The sequence below is a fragment of the Pseudomonas sp. SJZ079 genome, assembly GCF_007993865.1.
In the GTDB taxonomy this organism is placed as follows: Bacteria; Pseudomonadota; Gammaproteobacteria; order Pseudomonadales; family Pseudomonadaceae; genus Aquipseudomonas.
In genome coordinates this window covers 419,519-440,268 of the sequence record NZ_VIUH01000001.1, presented here as the reverse complement: position 1 = coordinate 440,268, position 20,750 = coordinate 419,519, and the positions used below count along the sequence as shown (strand labels likewise).

The window sequence follows — 20,750 nt, the reverse complement described above, 5'->3', positions numbered from 1 at the left end:
GAGAGAGCCTATGCAAGAGCCAGTCAGCGCCACCGCCATTCTACTGGTTGAGGACAGCCTGCCATTGGCCACCCTTTATCGGCAGTACCTCGAAACCCAAGGTCATCAGGTCGTGCATGCGGAAAGTGGCAGCGAGGCCGTGCAGGCCCTGACCCAGCATGAATTTCAGTTGGTACTGCTGGACCTGACCTTGCCGGACATGCATGGCTTCGATGTGCTGCGCTTCATCAACGACAACACGATCGATGTGCCAACCGTCGTGGTGACCGCCAACGACTCGGCGACGGTGGCGATGGATGCCGTGCACCTGGGGGCCGTCGACTTCCTGACCAAACCCATCGATGCCAGCCGGCTCATGCTGACCGTGAATAACGTGCTGAAACAGCATCGCCTGGAAGACATGGTCGACAGCTATCAGCAGCGTTACGAGCGAGACCAGTTCGAAAGCCTGGTCGGTGCTTCACCGATGATGCAAGGGGTCTACCGGATCATCGAGAGTGCCGCGTCCAGTCGGGCGAGCATTTTCATTACCGGCGAGAGCGGCACCGGCAAGGAGTTGTGTGCGGAGGCGATTCACCGCCGCAGTGATCGCAGTGATAAGCCCTTGATCACCATCAACTGTGCCGCCATACCCCGCGAGCTGATGGAGAGTGAGATATTCGGTCACATGAAGGGCGCCTTCACCGGCGCCCATGCTGAGCGCGATGGTGCGGCTACGCTGGCGAACGGCGGCACCCTGTTTCTCGACGAACTCTGTGAGATGGACCTGGACTTGCAAAGCAAGCTGCTACGTTTCATCCAGTTAGGCACCTTCCAGAAGGTCGGTTCGAGCGTTAGCCAGCAAGTCGATATTCGTTTCGTCTGCGCCACCAATCGCGACCCGTTGGAGGAGGTCAGGGCCGGGCGCTTTCGCGAGGACCTCTATTACCGCTTGCACGTGATCCCCTTGCGCGTACCTCCGTTACGCGAGCGGGGCAGCGACTGCATGCTGATCGCCAATAAGCTGCTGGGCAGCATCAATGCGCGAGAAAACAAGTCTTTCCAATCCTTCTCCAGTGAGGTGCAGTCCATCATGCAGGCCTACCCCTGGCCGGGCAATGTGCGTGAGTTGGAGAACGTCATCATGAACATGGTGGTGCTGGGCGAAGGCCGCGAGATCACCTGTGACATGCTGCCGGATTCGCTGGGTTCTGCCCTGGAAAGAGGTGCCGCAGAGGTTCGGGTACAGCGTTCGAGTGCGATCGCGCCCTTGGCTGCTGAGAGCGAGCCACGTCGCTCGGACGGCGAAATCAGCCCTTTATGGCTGGAGGAAAAACGCATCATCGAGCGTGCTATTGCGATTTGCGGGGGCAACTTGCCTAAGGCTGCCGCACTGCTCGAGGTCAGCGCCTCGACGCTATACCGCAAGCGTCAGGTCTGGGAAAAAGATTCGGCGCAGAGCGAGCTTGGCTAGAGGCTTCTCAGTTTGCGTTGCAATTTGCAAAGCGAACTGAGAAGGGCCTGAGTGTGAAGTTCGCTCCCCCTGCGCGCGTGCAGCACGCTGGGTGCCGATGGTTGTCTGTATTTGTGATAAAAATCATTTAATTTCAAATACTTAATGATTCGTTGTGGCAATGGCAGGGTATTGCACACCTAGTGCAGACGTAACCACTTCATCGCCTTTTCCCTGCTCTCGGACCCTTGGTCTGCAATTTGCAAAGTCATACTTCAGATGTTGAGGAGTACTGATCATGTCGAGCGTTAACCGCAACCTGCGAGTTTCCCCTGTTGCCGATAAGGCTGGCAGTGCATCGCGCCGGCACTGGTGGCAGAAGTGGTATGCCGCAGCGGTATTGGCCTCTATCCTCGGGGGCGCCGCGCTTGCGGGCATTCAGGTCTACTTCGAGGAAGATTTCCGTGCCAACCGCTTGCTGAAAGAGCAACAAGTGCTCCAGAAACTGTCGATCGTGCGGGCGCAACTCGAGTCCTTTCTCAACAGTGACCTGTATCAGGTCAAGGGCCTGATCGGCTTACCCATGACGGCGAGCGAAATCGATGAACAGCTGTTCGATCACATCGCTTCCGAGCTGGCCGGCAGTGATCATCGGATCATGAGCCTGCAGCTGGCGCCGAAGGGGATCGTCACCTACGTCTGGCCCTATGCCGGCAATAAAGGCGCAATCGGTCATGACTTACTCGCCGACCCCAACCGGCGACTGGCCGCCAACAAGGCGATCGAGTCTCGTCAGCTGTGGGTCGCCGGGCCGGTCAAGCTGATCCAGGGCGGTGTGGCCATCATTGGTCGCTACCCCATCTTCGTCAAAAGCAGCGACAGCTCCGGCGAACGCTTCTGGGGGTTTGCCAGCATTCTGGTCGATTGGCTCGCTGTGGTAGAGCGGGCCCGGCAAGTGGCCACGGACATGGTGGATATTGAGATCGGCATTCGCGGTAAGGATGGGCTCGGGGCTCAGGGTGATCAGATTTATGGGCAGCCCGAGGTGTTCAACAGCACGCCCATCACCATGGATGTGGTGTTGCCGGGTGGTGTGTGGCAATTGGCTGCGGTGCCGGTCCAAGGTTGGTTGACCGAGGACGGTTACAAGGTCGAACAGCGGCTCTTCTTCTATGCCGTGGCCCTGCTGCTGGCGGCTGGTTTTTATACCTTGCTGCGCCTGCCCGTACGCTTGCGCCGAATGGTGGAGGAGGCCACGGATAATCTGCGCCAGAGCGAGAACCGTCTGGTCGATGCCATCGAGGCCATTCCCGATGCCTTCGCCATTTTCGATGCGACGGATCGTCTGGTTCTGTGCAACGACAATTTTCGTTCAACCTACCAGCGTAGTCAGCCGGCTATCCGGGTCGGTGCGACGGCTAGCAGCCTGATCCAGTATGGGATCGAGCAGGGCCAGTACGCCGCCACTGCGGATCAGGTGAACGGTACGCAGGATGCGCAGTTGCTCAGCTCAAAACTCGAGCAGCACGCCAAGGGTGAGTCCCACTATGAGGAGCACCTGAGCGACGGGCGAGTGCTGCGGGTGATTCAGCGGCGCATGCGTGATGGCGGGCTGGCGGGTATTCGTGTCGATATCACCGACCTCAAGTGCAAAGAGCGTGAACTCACCGAGGCTCGATTGCGGGCGGATGCCGCCAACGAGGCGAAGAACACCTTTCTGGCGACGGTCAGTCATGAACTGCGCACGCCCCTCAATGTAGTGATCGGTGTGCTGACGGTGTTGGAGTCATCGACACATTTGGCCGCCGATGAGAAGGAGCGGGTGCTGGTGGCCAACCGCTCCGGCAAACACCTGCTGGCCCTGGTGAATGAAATTCTCGATCTGTCGCGGATCGAGTCAGGCGCGCTCGAGTTGGAGAGCACGGCTTTCCGTCTAAGCGACTTGATGAAGCCGGTCCTGAGTTATGCCGACTTCAGCAGCGAACAAAAAGACCTGAGGTTCGAGTACGTCATAGATGAAGGGATTCCCGCACAGTGCATCGGTGATAGCGTTCGCCTGCGACAGATATTGTTCAACCTGCTGTCCAATGCGGTGAAGTTCACCGAACAAGGGGTGATCCGTCTTTCCGTCAGTGCGACGGCTCGGCAGGACGGCCGTGTTGCCCTGTGTTTCTGCGTCGACGATTCGGGGCCAGGTATCACCGAGGCGGCTAAAAGCCACCTGTTCAAGCCCTTCGCGCTAGGTGATGCCTCACTCTCCCGCGCGCATGGCGGTGCCGGTATGGGCCTGGCCCTGTCCCGACGCCTGGCGCGGAAGATGGGTGGTGATATCGAGACGGCTGAGGCGCCGCTGGGTGGTGCGCGCTTCTTGGTGACCGTGCCGCTCGCGCTCGCCAGCGCCGAGGCGGTTGCCGAAGAGTCTCCCGACGCCGAACCCATCTTGACCAGCTACTCGAAGCGCCGGGTGCTGGTGGTTGACGACTCGCCCACCAATCAACTGGTGGTCGAATGCCTGCTGGAGGGCACGGGTTACGATCTGCACTACGTCGACGGCGGTGCGCAAGCTATTGAAGTGGCTCAAGCGCAGGTCTTCGACATCATTCTGATGGACATTTCCATGCCGGAAATGGACGGGGTGGAAGCCACCCGGCGAATTCGCGGGTTGTTACAGGACAAATGCCCTGCCGTGGTCGCGGTGACGGCCCACTCCATGGCCGGGGACCGGGAGCGTTACTTGTCTCAAGGGCTGGATGGCTTCATCACCAAGCCCATAGAAAAGCAGGCGCTGATCGAGGCGATAGAAACGTGCCGGGCAGCGAACCAGGGACCGGGGAAACTATGCCTGGAAGGTTCTGAGTAAGGGCTTGGGTCATCCTGGGCACACGGAGTTGGCCGGAGTGAGCCTCGCGTCCCGCTTTGTAAGAGTGCGGGGAAGTGCTGGAGCACGATTACTGCTTATTCATGCCCACGAATAAGCAGTAACACACCTGAACGCGGCGGGGCATGGGCGATGACCCAGGCTCAAGTAAGCGCAACAAGTCGTCGGTCGTTAAGCCGGAATGGCGGCGATTACCGAGATCTCTACCAGTAGCTCAGGGCTGGCCATCGAGGCTTCCACGCAGGCCCGCGCCGGGGCGAAGCCCGTCGGTACCCAAGCGTCCCACACGCTGTTCATCGCGGCGAACAGGCTCATGTCCTTCAGGTAGATGGTGGCGGACAGCAGTTGCTCGCGATTGCTGCCGACCGACGCCAGCAGGGTATCGACCTTGGCCAGCATGGTCCGCGTTTGCTCCTCAATGCCGGCGCTGCGGTCCTCGGCGACCTGCCCGCACAAGTAGGCGGTCTGGTTATGCACCACGACGCGGCTCATGCGTGCGGCTGTTTCGTAACGGGTAATGCTCATGACGGTTCCTCAGTGAGTTCAGTGTGGCGTCACACGCTACTGTTTTTCAGCCGCGCTCACCAGCGCGGCCCGCTTATCCAGCGCAACAGACGAGATCGGCGTGCAAATGCTGGGGTGCTGCGCTGCAGTGATGCTCAGGTTCCGTTCGGCAGGCAAGCCCTGCGCCGCTGAAGGGTCGCGCATAGGACTATTCTTATTGGAGGTAGTTGCGCACATGGGCGCTGCCTGTTTCGGCCGAGGACAGGCCGTTTCGTTACTCACTTATGGCTAAGGAGTCCCTATGTTCAAGGTCATCACAAACGGTCCCAATCGTGTCGATATAGAGCTCAGTGGCAAGCTCAACAGTGAGCAGATGAGAACTGCGCTGGATGAACTCATCAGCAAGACGGAGGGCATCGAGCATGGACGCATGCTCTATCGAATCGATGACTTCGACCTGCCAACGCTCGGGGCTATCGGCGTGGAGCTTTCACGTCTTCCCAAACTGTTCAGACTGATCAGGAAGTTCGACCGTGCGGCGGTGCTGGCAGATAAAGCCTGGCTGCGTAAAGCCAGTGAAATGGAAGGCGCGCTGATTCCCGGTCTGGAAATCAAAGCATTCGAACGCAGTGATGTGGGTGCAGCGGAGGCTTGGTTGGCGCGTTAGTGGCCTGTACGGTTAGTGGGTTAACTCAAGTTCGGATGGTTGAGGTACCGAGACAAGGCGCTGCGATGAGTCATAGCGGGCTATGGCGAGGAGCGGCAACGCAGTATCGGGGCCTCAGACGCCCGCTACCCACCTATCCAGCGGGCTTCACTGTGTTGGGCCGCTGGCTAGGTGGGTGATATACCCCGTATCTGGCACTCGCGAGCCAGCGTTGTTGCGCTGTGAATATTCGCTGTTAGCGCTGAGCCACCCAGTGGTCATGCAAGGCATGAGCAGCAGTTTCGATGGCCGCTATCTGCTGACAATGTTGCGCCACATCCAGATCCGCCGGGGGCTCGAAGTTGTCCTGCTCGGCGCAGAAGGCAATCGCCTGCAGCTGCGCGGCCAGGGGCGTTGGCAGCTCGGGCCAGTTGCCCACGCCGACGCCACGCAGGTAACCGAAGCACCACTCTTCAGCCAGGGTCAGTGGCTGGCCATGGTGTTCGGTCTGTTCGAAGCGTGGCTTGAACGCCTGCGCATGCATGGCCAGTTGGGTGGCCAGTGCGTTGATGTGACGCACGCTCAATTCTATGAACCGTTTGCCCTCATCGGGGCTCTGCCAATCCGGGTTCTGCCCGCCCCAGATGGCCGGGAACCACTCGGCGATATCCACCTGCACGGGGCTGGAGACCAAGGCCGTGAAGTAACCATCGAGCTCGGATGCGTTGAGCACGGAGTGATCGTCGCCGTATTTCAGCAGGGTGTCTTCGATGAACTCGAAGTCGCTGGCATCGAGGGGGTGGTCTTGCATAGCAATGTTCCTTCGCTTGTCGGGCGCCGCAACGCGTTGTGAAAAAAGGCCCCATCCGTCTGGAAAAGCCAGCGCATGGTTCTCGGAGGCGTCGTATTGCGCACTGCTGAAGATGATTCGGCAAGCGCATTGAGCAAACTCATGAGGTTGAGGTCAGTGCGCCAATGAGCGCTTGGGGTCGACTGATTTCCTCAGGGCGTGAAGCGGACGGAGCCGAAAAATGCATTTTGTCATTTTCTATGCCCGCACTTTCTATTTTCTGCTGCGCAATCAGCTACCAAGCTCTTCGACCATGAGATCGATGAAACGCCTGACACGGGGTTCCAGAAGGCGTTTGCTCGGATAGATCGTCACGATCTCTACGTCTCCAGCCTCGAGGGCGGGTAGTACCTGCTGCAGGCGACCGGCAGCTACGTCCTCTGCAACCAGAAAGTCCGGAAGAAAGGCAATCCCGAGTCCCGCGACGGCGGCATCACGGATGGCCTCTCCGCTATCCAGTCTCAGACGGCTTCGCCCCAGTGCCTTGACCCAGGAACCGCCGTCGTCGCGGAAGCGCCAGCTCTGCCTTCGAGTGCGGCTGCTGAAGAACAAGCAGTCGTGGCCGACGAGCGCATCGACGGTCAGCGGTTCACCGTGCTCGGCGATGTAGGATGGCGCTGCGCAAAGTATCGCCTTGTACCTGGCGACTACCCGGGAGACCAGCTGCTTGTCCGAGTTGACGCTGCCAATCCGCACAGCCAGATCGAAGCCCTCCTCGACAATGTCGGCTAGGCGATCGGTGAAGCTCACCTCGATCTGGACGTCGGGCCAAGCCTCGAGATACTTCTTCAGTAGCGGAAGCAGCACGAGCCGCCCGAAGGCGTCGGGAACGGTAAGCCGCAGCAATCCCCGTGGCGTGCCGACAGGCCCAGCCACGCTCGCCTCCGCGTCATCGACCGCTGCGAGTATCTGCAAACCCCGGTCGTAGAACACCCGACCTTCATCGGTGAGACTCAGCGTCCTCGTCGTACGGTTCAGCAGTCGCGCACCGAGCCTGTCTTCGAGGCGGCTCACGGCTTTTCCCGCCGCCGATCTGGTCAGGCCCATCGCTTGCCCGCCGGCGATGAAGCTTCCTGCATCAACGACAGCCATGAAGACCAGGATCTCGTTCAGATTCGTGTGCAACATCAATGCAGCTCCACCGGCTCAAGCGTGGCAGGCACTCTGGTAGTGCCGGCCGCGCAATATATCAGCACCTGTTTACACGACGGATTCCCATGACGCTTCCTGGATTGATTCACTTGCTATGAATTCTCCTTGCATCACCGTTCAAGGATTTCTCCTGCTCTTACGGGTAGGGCGGAGCACCGCGAATTCTTTTCGCGTCTGTGTAGACGTCCATTCGTCAATTAACCAGATATCGTCGTCAAAGCTTCGCCGATGTTGCAGCGGGAATTCAATCAAGACGAAAACTGACATGACAAACCAAGAAATCGCCTGCAATCACGGTGTCGCGTGGGAAGAAGCGCTCGGTGTTAGCCAAGGTTATAGCGTCACGGAAAGCGCCGGTTAGCTCAACGTTTATGCTTCACGATCAATAAGCAGAGGTGAACAAATGGCCAAGAAACTAGTAAACCCTGAACAACTGTATGACGGTAGCCCCTTTGGTATGTCACAGGCAGTGCTTGATACCGAGAGCTCACTGGTGTTTGTTTCCGGTCAGGTCGATTGGGATCACCAATATCAAGTGTCGCAGAGCTCGGTCTCGGGCCAGTTTGACGCTGCACTAGAAAATTTACGGACGGCACTTGTTGCTGCCGGCGCCAGCATCGACAGTCTGCTGCATCTGCGGCTGTATATCCGTGGAGAACTGGAAGACCACATGGAGTCTTTGGCACCCATCCTGGCCAACTTCCTGGGCAGTTCACGTCCAGCAGTCACTGGCATTGGTGTCGCCTCTCTGGCATCCAAGGCCACGCTTGTGGAAGTAGAAGCGGTCGCCAGAGCTGATTAGTGTGCGTCGCCATGTATTGCCGGATAACTGGTCATGTAATCGGAACCCGCTTCGCGGGTCCGGTTAACTCCAGGCTCTTGGGCCGCATGGGAACGCCTGGCAAGAATACAGAGACACTAATGCGTTTTCTGCTCTTCGGAATGCTTGTGGCTGCTGGAGTCATCCGTCCAATTTTGCAAACGCACCCAAACCTCCACTTCTGACAAACACCAACCCGCGACTTTTATCTGCGTAGATAAAACCAAGGCCGCTATGCGGCCTTGGTTAGTGGCTGGCTAAGGCCTCAAACCACTTCCAGCGCGTCCTCGCTGCGATCCATCGCCACCTGGCGGATCGACAGGCGCAGTTCGGCCGGCAGCACGCGCTTGGCGGCGCCTTCGACCAGTTCGTTGAGCAGGGGGTGGTGGCTGAGTTTGCCGGCTTCGTCCTGGCGCAGCACGCCTTCGTCCAGCAGGCTCTGGATGAAGTGGCGGAACAGGCTCTTGTCGAAGAATTCCGGGGCGTTGAGGCCATGCAGGATCGACAGGCGCTGGGCCATGACGGTACAGAGATCTTCCAGGTCTTCGGCGCTGATCGCGTTCTGTCCGGCGTTGAGCAGCAAGGCGGTGGCCATGTAGAAGCGCTGCAGGGTCTGGGCGATGGCGCGCGAGAGCAGGGTCAGCAGGACGAACTGCCGCGAGCTGGGCGCCGGGCGGATATACACGTCGCCTTCGACCTTGAGCAGGCCTTGCTCGACGAACGCCCCTAGCCACTGGTCGACCACGGAATCCAGCTGCTCCAGCGTATAGCGGATAAACAGCTCGGACTGCAGGTAGGGGTAGAGCGCGCGGGTGAAGCGCAGGATCTGCTCGCGGCTGATCCGCGCGCTGCTCTGGAAGAAGCTCGCCAGCAGTGCGGGCAGGGCGAAGATGTGCAGCACGTTGTTGCGGTAGTAGGTCATCAGCACCGCGTTGTGCTCGTCCAGGTAGAGGATCTTGCCGAGGGCATCGCTCTGTTCGGCGAGCAGGTGCATGCCCTTGACGTAGTCGATCAGCGCCTGGCCATCGCCGTCCGGCAGGGTGGTGTGCGGCGAGTAGGGCACGCGCCGTAGCAGCGCCAGGTAGAGGTCGAGTACCCGGACCAGGGCGAGGTCGTCCAGGGCCAGTTTGCTGGTCGACAGCAGCGCCAGCGCAACCAGGTTGACCGGGTTGATCGCAGCGGCTTCGTTGAGGTGCTGGGCTACCCGTTCGCCGAGGCGGTTGGTGGTCTCGTTGAGCCAGCTCGGGCGGAACTGCGGGCCGAGCGCCTGGCTGCGCCAGTCCGGCTGCTGCTGGTCGAGGAACTCGGCCAGTTTGATCGGCTCGCCGAAGTTGACCGAGACCTGGCCGAAGCGCTGCTTGAGCGCGCCGATGACCTTGAAGATGTCGAAGATCGACTCCTTCTTCTTGCTCGCACCGCGCAATTCGCCGAGGTAGGTGCGGCCCTCCAGGACCCGCTCGTAGCCGATGTACACCGGCACGAACACCACCGGCAGGCGATTGCTGCGCAAGAAACTGCGCAGGGTGATGGCCAGCATGCCGGTTTTCGGCCTGAGCATGCGCCCGGTGCGTGAGCGTCCGCCTTCGACGAAATACTCGACCGGGAAGCCCTTGCTGAACAGGGTGTGCAGGTACTCGTTGAACACCGCGGTGTACAGCGGGTTGCCCTTGAAGGTGCGGCGCATGAAGAAGGCGCCGCCGCGGCGCAGCAAACCGCCGATTACTGGCATGTTGAGGTTGATGCCGGCGGCGATATGCGGCGGGGTCAGGCCATTCTTGAACAGCAGGTAGGACAGCAGCAGGTAGTCGATATGGCTGCGGTGGCAGGGCACGTAGATCACCTCGTGACCTTGGGCCACTTCCTGTACGCCCTCGATGTGGTTGACCTTGATGCCGTCGTAGATCTTGTTCCAGAACCAGCTGAGCAGCAGTTCGAGGAAGCGGATCGCCGTGTAGGTGTAGTCCGAGGCGACCTCGTTGCCATAGCGCAGCGCCAGAGACTCGGCCTTGTCGAGCGAGATGTTCTCGCGCTGGCTTTCCTCGAGAATCGCCTGGCGCACCTGCGGGCCGTGCACCAGACCCTTGACCAGGTTGCGCCGGTGCGACACGTCGGGGCCGATCACCGCGGCCTTCTGGTTGCGGAAGTGCACCCGCAGCATGCGCTGGACCATGCGCAGGGTGCGCTCGTGGCCTTTGTCCTGTTCGACCAGTTCACGCAGGTGGATCGGCGTGGAGAACTGCACGCGGGTCTTGCGCCCGAGGATCAGGATGCTGACCAGCCGGCGCAAGCGCCCGGTTACCGCCCAGCTGTCGGCGAACAGCAGCTTCCAGGCGCTGGTTTCGCGGTCCGGCGACTGGCCCCAGAAGACGCTGACCGGGATGATCTGCGCGTCGTCCACGGTGTGTTGATTCAACGCACCGACCACCCGCGCCAGGGTCGGCGAGCTGCCGCGTTTGTCCTGTCGGCCGAGCCAGTCTGGCTCCGGGGTCAGGTAGAAGAAGGCCGCTGGCTCCAGCAGTCCGCCGACCTCGACCGGCAGCACCGGGCGCGGCAGGCCGGCTTTCTGGCATTCCGTATCGACCACCGCCAGGTCGCTCAGCGACGGCTGTTGCAGCACATAGAACACCGGCTTGCTGCGGTCGAGCTTGAGGCTGAAGGCCGACTGGTTGATGGTTTCCGAGCGTACCCACAGGTACAGAAGGCGACGCAGGCTGCCGAACACGAGACGGCGAAACGGGGAGCGGGTCATACGAAGTCTGCTGGCTAGGTAAAACGAGCGATTGCTCGGGGCGCCTAGTGTGACGGATCGCACGCGTGCCGGCAAAATCTTGTAACTGCTTGATTCGCCGAGCATAGCCTGGGCGGCGGGGGTACATGCCTGAGCAAAACCCAAGTTCAAGACGACGCATAATCCATCATGGCCTCAGCAGACCCGGCGCCATGATGGCGACGTTGAAGGTAGCCCGGATGCAATCCGGGAGCGGGTGGGCTGATGGAGGATTTTCCCCGGATTGCATCCGGGCTACCCAGTGCAAGGCTCTTGCTCCCTTGGTTGCCGGCTTGCACTGGCCATGGCCGACTCCTTATAGTCCGCCGGCACTTAAACGCCCGGCTTGCTCCTGCACGGGTAGCGAGCGGGGCCTGTTACCGCAATGGTGAAAGGCCATGATTGAAATAAGAAACCTGACCAAGCGTTTTGCACAACACACTGCAGTCGACAACCTGTCGTTCCGCGTCCAGCAGGGGGAGGTGCTGGGCTTTCTCGGCCCGAACGGTGCCGGCAAGTCCACCACCATGAAGATGTTGACCGGTTTCCTCGCGCCGACTTCGGGCACGGCGAGCATCCTCGGTTTCGACATCCAGCAAGACACCCTCAAGGCCCAGCGACAGATCGGCTACCTGCCGGAAGGTGCGCCCTGTTATGAAGACATGACGGTGCGCGGTTTCCTCGAATTCATCGCCGCGGTGCGTGGCTACCAGGGCGCCGAAAAGCGCGAGCGGGTGGCCAGGGCGGTGGCTCAACTCGAGCTCGAGCCCGTCCTCGGCCAGTCCATCGAGACCCTGTCCAAGGGCTTCAAACGTCGGGTCGGCCTGGCCCAGGCGATCCTGCATGATCCCAAGGTGCTGATTCTCGATGAGCCCACCGATGGCCTCGATCCGAACCAGAAGCACCAGGTGCGCAAGCTGATCCAGAGCCTGGCGCACGACAAGATCGTGATCATCTCCACCCATATCCTCGAAGAGGTCAGTGCGGTGTGCACCCGTGCGGTGGTGATCGGCCAGGGCCGGCTGCTGGCCGATGGCACGCCGCTGGAGCTGGAGAGCCGCTCGCGCTACCACCAGGCGGTCACCCTGGTGGCCGACCAGGCCCTGGATCGGCAAGCGCTGGCGGCACTGCCGGGGGTAGCCGGGGTGGAGGAGAACGCCCGCGAGCACAGCCTCAGTGTGCTGGCCAAACCCGGTGAGGTGATCTTGCCGCAGGTCAACGGGCTGATCGCCGAGCGCGGCTGGAAGGTCAGTGAGCTGAATGTCGAGCGCGGGCGCCTGGATGAAGTGTTCCGTAGTCTGACCCGTGGGGAGGTGGTATGACGCAGTTGCCGATAATCTTCAAACGCGAGCTGGCGAGCTACTTCGCCACGCCGCTGGCCTATGTATTTATCGTGATCTTCCTGGTGTTGTCCGGGGTGTTCACTTTCTACCTGGGCGGCTTCTTCGAGAGTGGCCAGGCCAACCTCGCACCGTTCTTCAATTTCCACCCCTGGCTGTACCTGTTCCTGGTGCCAGCCATCGCCATGCGCCTGTGGGCCGAGGAGCGCAAGTCCGGCTCCATCGAACTGCTGATGACCCTGCCGATCACCCGCTTCGAGGCGGTCACCGGCAAGTTCTTCGCCGCCTGGGTGTTCGCCGGTCTGGCGCTGCTGCTGACCTTCCCGATGATCATCACGGTCAATTACCTGGGTGAGCCGGACAACGGCGCCATCGTCACCGGCTATATCGGCAGTTGGCTGCTGGCGGGCGCCTATCTGGCGATCGGCTCGTGCATGTCGGCGCTGGCGAAGAACCAGGTGATCGCCTTCATCCTCGCGGTCAGCGTGAGCTTCCTGTTCATGGTCAGCGGTTTCCCCATGGTGCTCGACGGTTTCAGTGGCTGGGCGCCGCAGTGGCTGGTGGATGCCGTGGCCTCGCTGAGCTTTCTGACCCGTTTCGAGGCCATCAGCAAGGGCGTGATCGACCTGCGTGACCTGCTGTACTTCCTCACCCTGATCACCGCCTGGCTGGCGGCGACCGCGGTGGTCATCGATCTGAAGAAAGCTGACTGAGGACGCCCATGAAAAAGCTGATGTACTCCAGCGCCGGGTTGCTACTCATTGCCCTGGCGTTTCTCGCCTTCAATCTGTTTTCCAGCCTGAGCCTGAGTGGCGCCCGCCTGGACCTGACCGAACAGAAGCTCTACACCATATCCGCCGGCACCGAGCAGATCCTCGCCGAGCTGGAGCAGCCGATCGAGTTGGACTTTTTCTTCTCCGACACCACGGCCAAGGACCTGCCGGCGCTGCGCAACTATGCCAAGCGTGTCGAGGAAATGCTCAAGGCCTATCAGCGTGCGGCCGATGGCAAGATCCAGCTGCGCATCATCGATCCGGCGCCGTTCTCCGAGGACGAGGACAAGGCCGCCGAGTTCGGTTTGCAGGGCATCCCGCTGCAGCAGGGCGGTGATCAGCTCTACCTCGGCCTGGCGGGCAAGAATGCTCAGGGCGACACCCAGGTGATCCCGTTCTTTGCCCTGGACCAGGAGGAGTTCCTCGAATACGAGCTCAGCCGCCTGGTGCAGAGCCTGGCGAAGCCTGAACGGCCGGTGGTCGGCGTGCTGTCCGGCCTGCCGATCAATGGCGGCTTCGACATGCAGGCGCGTCAGCCAACGCCCCCTTGGATGGTCATGGAGGAAATCCGCCAGCTGTTCAAGATCGAGAGCCTGAAGGCCGACATCGACCTGATCCCCGAGCAGGTCTCGGTGCTGCTGCTGATCCATCCCAAGCAGCTGCCCGAGCAGACCCTCTACGCCATCGACCAGTTTGTCCTGCGCGGCGGCAAGTTGCTGGCCTTCGTCGACCCCTTCAGTGAAGCCGATACCCAGGCGGGTATGCCGGGTGAGATGGCCATCGACAAGTCTTCCAGCCTGACGCCGCTGTTCAAGGCCTGGGGCCTGCGCATGGTGCCGGACAAGGTACTCGGCGATGGCTCCTACGCCATGTCCGTGAGCATGGGGCAGGGTCAGCGTGCGGTACGCCATGCGGCCTGGCTGAGCCTGCCGAAGAACGCCCTGGACCAGGACGACATCAGCACCGCCGCCCTGGAAAACCTGACGGTGGCCACTGCCGGTATTCTCGAACCGCTGGAGGGTGCGAAAACCCGCTTTATCCCGCTGCTGCAGAGTTCGCAGTACGCCATGCCGTTCGATGCCAAACGCTTCGGCCTGCTGCAAAACCCGGAAGAGTTGATCCGTGAGTTGCAGCCGACCGGTGAGCGTTATGCCATCGCCGCGCGCATCAGCGGTCCGGCACAATCGGCCTACCCGGACGGCATCGAGGGACGCAAGGACGGGCTTAAACAGGCGGATAGCATCAATGTGATCGCGGTGGCCGACACCGACCTGCTCACCGATCGCATGTGGGTGCAGGTGCAGGACTTCTTCGGTCAGCGCATTCCGCAGCCCTGGGCCGACAATGCCGCTTTCGCAATCAACGCCCTGGACAACCTGAGCGGTTCCGATGCGCTGATCAGCGTGCGTTCGCGTGGGCGTTTCACTCGCCCCTTCGAGGTGGTCGAGGCGATTCAGCGTGACGCCGAAGTGCGTTTCCGCGAGAAGGAGCAGGCCCTGCAAGCGCGTCTGGCAGACACCGAGCAGAAGCTCGCCGCCCTGCAGCGTAGCGATGACCCGAGCAAGGCGCTGGAGTTGACCCCGGAACAGCAGGCCACGGTGCGCCAGTTTCTTCAGGAGAAGGTGAAAATCCGCAAGGAGTTGCGCGAGGTGCGCTATCAGTTGAACGCCGATATCGAGGCGTTGGGGCGTAGCCTGAAGTTTGCCAACATCGCCCTGGTGCCGTTGCTGTTGACCCTCGGCGTGCTGGCGCTGTGGCTCTGGCGTCGGCGCCAGCAGTCCTGATTGAGCAGCGCCAAACCGTAGCCCGGATGAAATCCGGGGAGAGTCGCTCAGTGCAGATGTCTCCCCCGGATTGCATCCGGGCTACGCCATGCCTGCCATGCTAGGCGCTTGCCGATCGACAGGGGCTGGTGAGCCTGAATGCACGTGGTAACAGTGCTGTAAGGCTTGCCCTGTATGGCTTCTGGCTGTTTCGATAAACGGCTTTTCAGTCACAAAACCTGCTCTATACTGCTGGGCGGTGGTTGTTGGCGTCTCTCGGTAAGGCCTGATCCCAACTGATCTCGGCTGGGGGCGGTGATACCAGGAAGCGCTGTAGCAACGACCCGTCGAAGCGTCTTTTCGAGACAATAAAAATTGTGAGTTGGAGATTGTGGCAATGGCTGATCGTGAGACTGGAACCGTCAAGTGGTTCAATGATTCCAAGGGTTATGGCTTTATTCAGCGTGAGAGCGGAGCCGATGTGTTCGTCCACTTCCGCGCCATTCGCGGTGACGGCCACCGTTCCCTGGCCGAAGGCCAGAAGGTCGAGTTCGCGGTGACCCAAGGGCAGAAAGGCTTGCAGGCGGAAGATGTTGCCGCGCTGTAAAACCTGATCTCAAAAAAAGCCCGTCATCGACGGGCTTTTTCGTGTCTGCTACTGGTCCATTGCCAGTAGTGGGGTTCACTCAGCCGGTGCGCCAGGTGATTTCCTCGACGCCATCGGCGCTGATGCGCATCCAGCGGTCGGCCTGCTCGACGCTTTCCTCTTCCTGCCAACTGCCTGGCGCGCAACGCACCTCGACGTTGAGCGCGGCAAACGCGGCTTGCGCGCAGGCCAGGTCGTCGTCCCAGGGGGTGGTGTCGCTATTCAGGTGCAGGCTGTGCCACTTGCCCACGGCCTTCGGCAGCCAGGTTACGGGCACACCCGCGGCGCTGCACTTGAAGGTCTGGCCTTTCTGTTGCCAGGCCGTGCAGGGGCCCAGCGCCTCGCTCAACCAGGCGGCGATGGCGGTGTGGTCGGCATCTTTCAGGTAAATCTCGATATCCGGTTGGCGCATGGTCATCTGTTCCTGGGGAGCCTAAAGTTTTTCGATCCAATCGTAGCGTATGGCAACCGTCACCTCGAGCGGCTCGGCGATCACCGCCGCGCGACGTTCGGCACTGGCGCGCCAGCCGTGGGGGGTCATCGCCAGCAGGTCGGCACGGGCCTCGTTGCTGGTCAGCTGCAGGTTGAAGGTCAGGGTTTCACTGTGTGCCAATTGCATGCCGGGCGGGATCAGCTCGAGGTGCTTCTGGTCGTCGTAGTCGCGCACCTGGTCATACAACTTGCCGCGCAGTTCCAGCAGATGGTCGCGGGTGGGTCCCATGCGTAGCAGACCGCCACCGGGGGCGAGCAGGCGCCGGGCTTCCTGCCAGTCGAGCGGGCTGAACACGCTGGCGAGCAACTGGCAGCTGGCGTCACTCAGCGGTACGCGGGCCATACTTGCCACCAGCCACTCGAGCTGGGGTGCACGCTTGCAGCCGCGCTTGATCGCTTCGCGGGAGATATCCAGGGCGTAGCCCTCGGCCTGTGGCAGGGCATCGGCGATCTGTGTGGTGTAGTAACCCTCGCCGCAGCCGATATCCAGCCAGCGCGCGGGCGCATAACCGGCGGCCAGTTCGGCCAGGCGCTTGGCCAGCGGCGCATAGTGGCCGCCGTCGAGAAAGCGCCGCCGGGCCTCGACCATGGCGGCGTTGTCACCGGGGTCGCGGCTGTTCTTGTGCTGCACCGGTAGCAGGTTCAGGTAGCCCTGGCGCGCACGGTCGAAACGGTGATTGGCCGGGCAGGCCACGCCATTGTCGACGGCGCTCAGCGCCTGCAGGCAGATGGGGCAGGTCAGCATTAGGCGAGCAGTTTCACGAGAGTTTGATAATAGATCTCGGTCAGTACTTCCAGATCGCTGGCCAGCACGCGCTCGTTGATCTGGTGGATGGTAGCGTTGACCGGGCCAAGCTCGACCACCTGGGTGCCCAGGGTGGCGATGAAGCGGCCATCGGAAGTGCCGCCGCTGGTGCTCGGGGTGGTTTCGCGGCCGGTCACGCTTTTGATGCTGTGGGCTACCGCATCGAGCAGGGCGCCCGGTTCGGTGAGGAACGGCAGGCCGGACAGGGCCCACTCCACGTGATAGTCCAGGCCGTGCTTGTCGAGGATCTGGTTGACTCGCTGTTGCAGGCCTTCGACCGTGGATTCGGTGGAGAAGCGGAAGTTGAAGATCGCCTGCAGCTCACCGGGAATGACGTTGGTCGCGCCGGTGCCCGAGTTGAGGTTGGAGACCTGGAAGCTGGTCGGCGGGAAGAACGCGTTGCCATCGTCCCAGTGTTCGGCGGCCAGTTCGGCCAACGCCGGGGCAACCAGGTGGATCGGGTTCTTCGCCAGGTGTGGGTAAGCCACGTGACCCTGCACGCCGCGCACGGTGAGGGTGGCGCCGAGCGAGCCACGGCGCCCGTTCTTGACCACGTCGCCGACCAGCGAGGTGCTCGAGGGTTCGCCGACGATGCACCAGTCCAGACGCTCGCCGCGCGCGGCCAGACGTTCGATCACCGCCTTGGTGCCATGCTTGGCCGGGCCTTCCTCGTCACTGGTGATCAGGAAGGCGATGCTGCCCTTGTGCTGCGGATGGTCGGCGACGAAGCGCTCGACGGCGATGATCATCGACGCCAGGCTGCCTTTCATATCGGCGGCGCCACGTCCGCAGAGCATGCCCTGCTCATCGATCAGCGCGGCGAAGGGGGCGTGCTGCCAGGCTTGCAGCGGGCCGGTGGGCACTACGTCGGTGTGGCCGGCGAAGCACAGCACCGGACCGTCCTGCTCGCCGTGGGTCGCCCAGAAGTTCTCCACGTCTTCGATGCGCATGTGCTCGACCTTGAAGCCGAGCGCACCCAGGCGGCGCATCATCAACTCCTGGCAGCCCTCGTCAAACGGGGTGACGGACGGGCGGCGAATCAGGTCGCAGGCGAGTTCCAGGGTCGGGGAGAGAGTCGGGGAGGGGGCAGTCATTGCGGCTCCAGAGCGGCATCAAGCGGAAAGGCCGACATCTTAAAGCAAAACGGCGGCCATTGGCCGCCGTGAGGCTGTTTCCTGGCAGTTCGACGCTAGACGGCGATAGGCTCGTCCGTGGCTTTCGCCTGCGGTTTTGGCAATGACGAGAGCAGTGCCATGATCAGCGCGGCCAGGTAAGGCAGCGACTGCACCAGCAGCATGGCCACCCAGAACATCACGTCAGTGCTGGGCATGCCCTGTACCACGGTGATGCCGGCTGCCGCGCCCCACAACAGGAGCATGATGAATACTTCTTCGCGGGCTTCCATCAGGGCCACCCGAATACCGTGATTGCTGGCCATCTTCGGCGTGCGGAAGAATGGGATGCTGGTGGTGAAGAAACCGTACAGCACCGCCTTGGCGATGGTGTGCGACAGCGACAGTCCGGCCAGGGCGGCGCAGAAGGCCTTTTTCAGGTTGACGCCCACGGCGCGCTGGTAGAGGAAGACGATCTTCGCCACCTTGAACACGAACAGCGCCAGCGGCGGGATGGCGAAGATCAGCAGTGGCGGGTCGACCCGCTGCGGCACGATGATCATTGCCGCCGACCAGAGCAGTGCGCCGACGGTGAAGAAGATGTTCAGGCCATCGGCGACCCAGGGCAGCCAGCCGGCGATGAAGTGGTAGCGCTGGCCACGATTGAGTTCGGACCCCCGGCCGAGGAACAGGCTGCGGGCATGCCCCTTCATGATCTGAATGGCGCCGTAGGCCCAGCGGAAGCGCTGTTTCTTGAAGTCGATGAAGGTATCCGGCATCAGCCCCTTGCCGAAACTGTTGTGGGCATAGGCGGCGGCATAGCCTTTCTTGAACACGCGCAGGCCGAGCTCGGCATCTTCGCAGATGGTCCAGTCGGCCCATTGCAACTCGTCCATCACGCTGCGCCTGATCATGGTCATGGTGCCGTGCTGGATGATCGCGTTACGGTCGTTGCGGGTGACCATGCCGATGTGGAAGAAGCCCTTGTATTCGGCGTAGCAGAGCTTCTTGAAGGTGCTTTCCTGGTCGTCGCGATAATCCTGCGGCGACTGCACCACGGCGATTTTCGGGTCGGCGAAGTGCGGCACCATGTGCTTGAGCCAGTTGCGGTCGACGCAGTAGTCGGAGTCGATCACCGCGATCACTTCGGCATCCTTTGCCGTGTGCGGCAGGATGTAGTTCAGCGCACCGCCCTTGAAGCCGGCCAGCGGCGCGACGTGGAAGAACCTGAAGCGCGGGCCGAGCGTCTCGCAATAGGCCTGCACCGGCTGCCACACCGCCGGGTCCTTGGTGTTGTTGTCGATGATCAGGACTTCGAAGTCCGGATAGTCGAGGTTGGCCAGGGCGTCGAGGGTCTGTTTGACCATCTCCGCTGGCTCGTTGTAGCAGGGCACGTGCACCGATACCTTGGGGCGGTAGGCGCTGTCCGCCAACACCGGCTGGAACGGCCGGCGACGGGTGCTCATCCACACAGTTTCGGCCAGTTCATGGGCCTCGGTGAGCAGGACGATGAACACGCCAAAGGCGCCGATGCCGAGCAACAGGCCGACGGTAGCGCTGAACCAGGTGCTGTATTGCTGGCTGTAGTCATAGCCGATCCATACCAGCACCGAGCCGCCGGCAAAGGCGACGAAGGTCAGGAAGGTGCGGCCGCGCTGGCGCAGGGCGCTGCCGTCGATCAGCAACAGGGCCAGGGCCAGCAGGGCCATGACCACCGAGGCGATGGCCAGCAGGCGCCATTGCGGGATGGCGACTACCGGGCCCTCGAAGGCGAACTTGGCCTGGCGCTCGAGGTTGTATACGCCCCAGTAGGCGCCGACCGAGCCTTCATCCGTGGCTTTCCAGGGCTGATCGAAGGCTTCGATGACGAAGTAGGAGTAGCCCTTGGCATTCAAGGCGGTGAGCAGGGTGCGCAGGTAGATGGCCTGATCGGCCGGAGTGGCCTCGGCGCCGCCACGCATGCGACCGTTGCTCGGCCAGCCCACTTCGGACAGCAGCAGGGGCTTTTTCGGGAACAGCCGCTTCAGCTCCTTGGCGCGGTCGAGGACGAACTCGGTCGACTGCTCCATGGGCATGAATTCCCAGTAGGGCAGGATATGCGCGGCGATCAAGTCGACATGCTTGGCCAGCTGCGGGTTCTGCTCCCAGATGTGCCACTGTTCCGAGGTGGTCACCGGCACTTTGACGGCGGCGCGCACCCGGTCGAGGTAGTCGGTCAATTGTTCTGCGGTGATTTCGCGGCGAAACAGCGCCTCGTTACCGACCACCACGCGCACCACACTGCGTGAGCTGTTGGCCAGCTCGATGGCTTTGGCGATCTCGCGTTCGTTGCGCGCCTGGTCCGGGCTGATCCAGATACCCAGGGTCACGCGCAGGCCGAATTCCTCGGCCAGGCGCGGGATATCGGCCAGGCTGCCGTCCACCGAATAGGTGCGGATATTGTCCGTCTGCCGGGCCAGCAGCTCGAGATCAGAGCGGATCTGATCGTCGCTCGGGTAGCTGTCGTTCTGTGGGTCCTGTCCTTTCCTGAAGGGCGAGAAGGAGTAGCCGGAGATTTGTTCGGGCCAGTCCGGCGCGCTCACCGGACGGTTGTACAGGGCCCAGATACCGGTAAACAGGGCGGCGACCGCCAAGACCATGACCAGGTTGAAACCAAATTTACGCGAAGGCATAGCGGTGTCAGGTTCCGAAGAGTGGAACAGAGGAGCTGGCGAACGCCAGATGGCGCGCATGCTACTCCGCCGTCCATGGGCTGTATAGCGCCGCAATA

General features: G+C 61.6%; 17 protein-coding genes. 8 read left to right on the top strand and 9 right to left on the bottom strand.

Going from position 1 to position 20,750, the window contains the following annotated elements:
* The first annotated feature begins 10 nt into the window (after positions 1–10).
* Together FBY03_RS02045 and FBY03_RS02040 are read left to right on the top strand one after the other, a co-directional pair.
* Positions 11–1,453, top strand: a complete 1,443-nt coding sequence (locus tag FBY03_RS02045; protein ID WP_147170520.1) for a sigma-54 dependent transcriptional regulator — start codon at positions 11–13, stop codon at positions 1,451–1,453.
* 277 nt (positions 1,454–1,730) lie between these two features.
* Complete coding sequence (locus FBY03_RS02040) at positions 1,731–4,292, top strand: response regulator (RefSeq protein WP_147170519.1); 2,562 nt, start codon at positions 1,731–1,733, stop codon at positions 4,290–4,292.
* Between the two features lie 189 nt (positions 4,293–4,481).
* Here FBY03_RS02040 and FBY03_RS02035 read toward each other — a convergent pair whose 3' ends face one another.
* Together FBY03_RS02035 and FBY03_RS22955 are read right to left on the bottom strand one after the other, a co-directional pair.
* Positions 4,482–4,835: a RidA family protein gene (locus tag FBY03_RS02035; RefSeq protein ID WP_147170518.1), complete on the bottom strand. Its 354-nt coding sequence runs from the start codon at positions 4,833–4,835 to the stop codon at positions 4,482–4,484.
* Positions 4,836–4,871: 36 nt separating this feature from the next.
* The gene (locus FBY03_RS22955; protein ID WP_156088612.1) at positions 4,872–5,018 is read right to left on the bottom strand and encodes a hypothetical protein; all 147 of its coding nucleotides are present in this window, start codon (positions 5,016–5,018) and stop codon (positions 4,872–4,874) included.
* A 97-nt stretch (positions 5,019–5,115) separates the two neighbouring features.
* Between FBY03_RS22955 and FBY03_RS02030 the strand changes: the two genes are divergently transcribed.
* Positions 5,116–5,481, top strand: a complete 366-nt coding sequence (locus tag FBY03_RS02030; RefSeq protein ID WP_147170517.1) for an STAS/SEC14 domain-containing protein — start codon at positions 5,116–5,118, stop codon at positions 5,479–5,481.
* A 235-nt stretch (positions 5,482–5,716) separates the two neighbouring features.
* On the opposite strand, the gene FBY03_RS02025 is transcribed toward FBY03_RS02030, so the two are convergent.
* Together FBY03_RS02025 and FBY03_RS02020 are read right to left on the bottom strand one after the other, a co-directional pair.
* Entirely contained in the window at positions 5,717–6,271 is a 555-nt protein-coding gene (locus FBY03_RS02025) for a UPF0149 family protein (RefSeq protein ID WP_147170516.1), read from the bottom strand.
* Positions 6,272–6,541: 270 nt separating this feature from the next.
* Positions 6,542–7,438 carry a LysR family transcriptional regulator gene (locus tag FBY03_RS02020; RefSeq protein ID WP_147170515.1) on the bottom strand — a complete coding sequence of 299 codons (897 nt, stop codon included), beginning with the start codon at positions 7,436–7,438 and terminating at the stop codon, positions 6,542–6,544.
* A gap of 427 nt (positions 7,439–7,865) precedes the next feature.
* On the opposite strand from FBY03_RS02020, the gene FBY03_RS02015 reads away from it, so the two are divergent.
* On the top strand, positions 7,866–8,264 hold the full coding sequence (locus tag FBY03_RS02015; RefSeq protein ID WP_147170514.1) for a RidA family protein: 399 nt from the start codon (positions 7,866–7,868) through the stop codon (positions 8,262–8,264).
* Between the two features lie 283 nt (positions 8,265–8,547).
* Here the strand turns inward: FBY03_RS02015 and plsB are convergent, their stop codons facing one another.
* Positions 8,548–11,031: a glycerol-3-phosphate 1-O-acyltransferase PlsB gene (plsB, locus tag FBY03_RS02010; RefSeq protein WP_147170513.1), complete on the bottom strand. Its 2,484-nt coding sequence runs from the start codon at positions 11,029–11,031 to the stop codon at positions 8,548–8,550.
* A 416-nt stretch (positions 11,032–11,447) separates the two neighbouring features.
* Here plsB and FBY03_RS02005 point away from each other — a divergent pair, with 416 nt between their 5' ends.
* The 4 genes from FBY03_RS02005 (at position 11,448) to FBY03_RS01990 (ending at position 15,532) form a co-directional block, all read left to right on the top strand.
* Positions 11,448–12,371: an ABC transporter ATP-binding protein gene (locus FBY03_RS02005; RefSeq protein WP_025165183.1), complete on the top strand. Its 924-nt coding sequence runs from the start codon at positions 11,448–11,450 to the stop codon at positions 12,369–12,371.
* The gene (locus tag FBY03_RS02000) at positions 12,368–13,102 is read left to right on the top strand and encodes an ABC transporter permease subunit (RefSeq protein WP_025165184.1); all 735 of its coding nucleotides are present in this window, start codon (positions 12,368–12,370) and stop codon (positions 13,100–13,102) included. The genes FBY03_RS02005 and FBY03_RS02000 overlap by 4 nt, the downstream gene beginning before the upstream one ends.
* Positions 13,103–13,110: 8 nt before the next feature.
* Positions 13,111–14,946: a Gldg family protein gene (locus FBY03_RS01995; RefSeq protein ID WP_147170512.1), complete on the top strand. Its 1,836-nt coding sequence runs from the start codon at positions 13,111–13,113 to the stop codon at positions 14,944–14,946.
* Between the two features lie 376 nt (positions 14,947–15,322).
* Entirely contained in the window at positions 15,323–15,532 is a 210-nt protein-coding gene (locus FBY03_RS01990) for a cold-shock protein (RefSeq protein ID WP_025165186.1), read from the top strand.
* 79 nt (positions 15,533–15,611) lie between these two features.
* On the opposite strand, the gene FBY03_RS01985 is transcribed toward FBY03_RS01990, so the two are convergent.
* The 4 genes from FBY03_RS01985 to FBY03_RS01970 form a co-directional block, all read right to left on the bottom strand.
* Positions 15,612–15,983, bottom strand: a complete 372-nt coding sequence (locus FBY03_RS01985; protein ID WP_025165187.1) for a hypothetical protein — start codon at positions 15,981–15,983, stop codon at positions 15,612–15,614.
* Positions 15,984–16,004: 21 nt separating this feature from the next.
* A complete protein-coding gene (locus FBY03_RS01980; protein ID WP_147170511.1) occupies positions 16,005–16,808 on the bottom strand; it encodes a putative RNA methyltransferase in 804 nt (267 codons plus the stop codon).
* The gene (gene dapE, locus FBY03_RS01975) at positions 16,808–17,962 is read right to left on the bottom strand and encodes a succinyl-diaminopimelate desuccinylase (RefSeq protein WP_025165189.1); all 1,155 of its coding nucleotides are present in this window, start codon (positions 17,960–17,962) and stop codon (positions 16,808–16,810) included. Before dapE ends, FBY03_RS01980 begins: the two co-directional genes overlap by 1 nt.
* A 95-nt stretch (positions 17,963–18,057) precedes the next feature.
* On the bottom strand, positions 18,058–20,652 hold the full coding sequence (locus tag FBY03_RS01970) for a glycosyltransferase (protein WP_147170510.1): 2,595 nt from the start codon (positions 20,650–20,652) through the stop codon (positions 18,058–18,060).
* Positions 20,653–20,750 lie beyond the last annotated feature (98 nt).

Bases quoted from the DNA above. Each gene is read 5' to 3' on its own strand.
- FBY03_RS02045 (WP_147170520.1), top strand. From the start codon at position 11: ATGCAAGAGCCAGTCAGCGCCACCGCCATTCTACTGGTTGAGGACAGC.
- FBY03_RS02020 (WP_147170515.1), bottom strand. From the start codon at position 7,438: ATGTTGCACACGAATCTGAACGAGATCCTGGTCTTCATGGCTGTCGTT.
- FBY03_RS22955 (WP_156088612.1), bottom strand. From the start codon at position 5,018: ATGCGCGACCCTTCAGCGGCGCAGGGCTTGCCTGCCGAACGGAACCTG.
- FBY03_RS02030 (WP_147170517.1), top strand. From the start codon at position 5,116: ATGTTCAAGGTCATCACAAACGGTCCCAATCGTGTCGATATAGAGCTC.
- FBY03_RS01970 (WP_147170510.1), bottom strand. From the start codon at position 20,652: ATGCCTTCGCGTAAATTTGGTTTCAACCTGGTCATGGTCTTGGCGGTC.
- FBY03_RS01995 (WP_147170512.1), top strand. From the start codon at position 13,111: ATGAAAAAGCTGATGTACTCCAGCGCCGGGTTGCTACTCATTGCCCTG.
- FBY03_RS02035 (WP_147170518.1), bottom strand. From the start codon at position 4,835: ATGAGCATTACCCGTTACGAAACAGCCGCACGCATGAGCCGCGTCGTG.
- plsB (WP_147170513.1), bottom strand. From the start codon at position 11,031: ATGACCCGCTCCCCGTTTCGCCGTCTCGTGTTCGGCAGCCTGCGTCGC.
- dapE (WP_025165189.1), bottom strand. From the start codon at position 17,962: ATGACTGCCCCCTCCCCGACTCTCTCCCCGACCCTGGAACTCGCCTGC.
- FBY03_RS01985 (WP_025165187.1), bottom strand. From the start codon at position 15,983: ATGCGCCAACCGGATATCGAGATTTACCTGAAAGATGCCGACCACACC.
- FBY03_RS02040 (WP_147170519.1), top strand. From the start codon at position 1,731: ATGTCGAGCGTTAACCGCAACCTGCGAGTTTCCCCTGTTGCCGATAAG.
- FBY03_RS02005 (WP_025165183.1), top strand. From the start codon at position 11,448: ATGATTGAAATAAGAAACCTGACCAAGCGTTTTGCACAACACACTGCA.
- FBY03_RS02025 (WP_147170516.1), bottom strand. From the start codon at position 6,271: ATGCAAGACCACCCCCTCGATGCCAGCGACTTCGAGTTCATCGAAGAC.
- FBY03_RS02015 (WP_147170514.1), top strand. From the start codon at position 7,866: ATGGCCAAGAAACTAGTAAACCCTGAACAACTGTATGACGGTAGCCCC.
- FBY03_RS02000 (WP_025165184.1), top strand. From the start codon at position 12,368: ATGACGCAGTTGCCGATAATCTTCAAACGCGAGCTGGCGAGCTACTTC.
- FBY03_RS01990 (WP_025165186.1), top strand. From the start codon at position 15,323: ATGGCTGATCGTGAGACTGGAACCGTCAAGTGGTTCAATGATTCCAAG.
- FBY03_RS01980 (WP_147170511.1), bottom strand. From the start codon at position 16,808: ATGCTGACCTGCCCCATCTGCCTGCAGGCGCTGAGCGCCGTCGACAAT.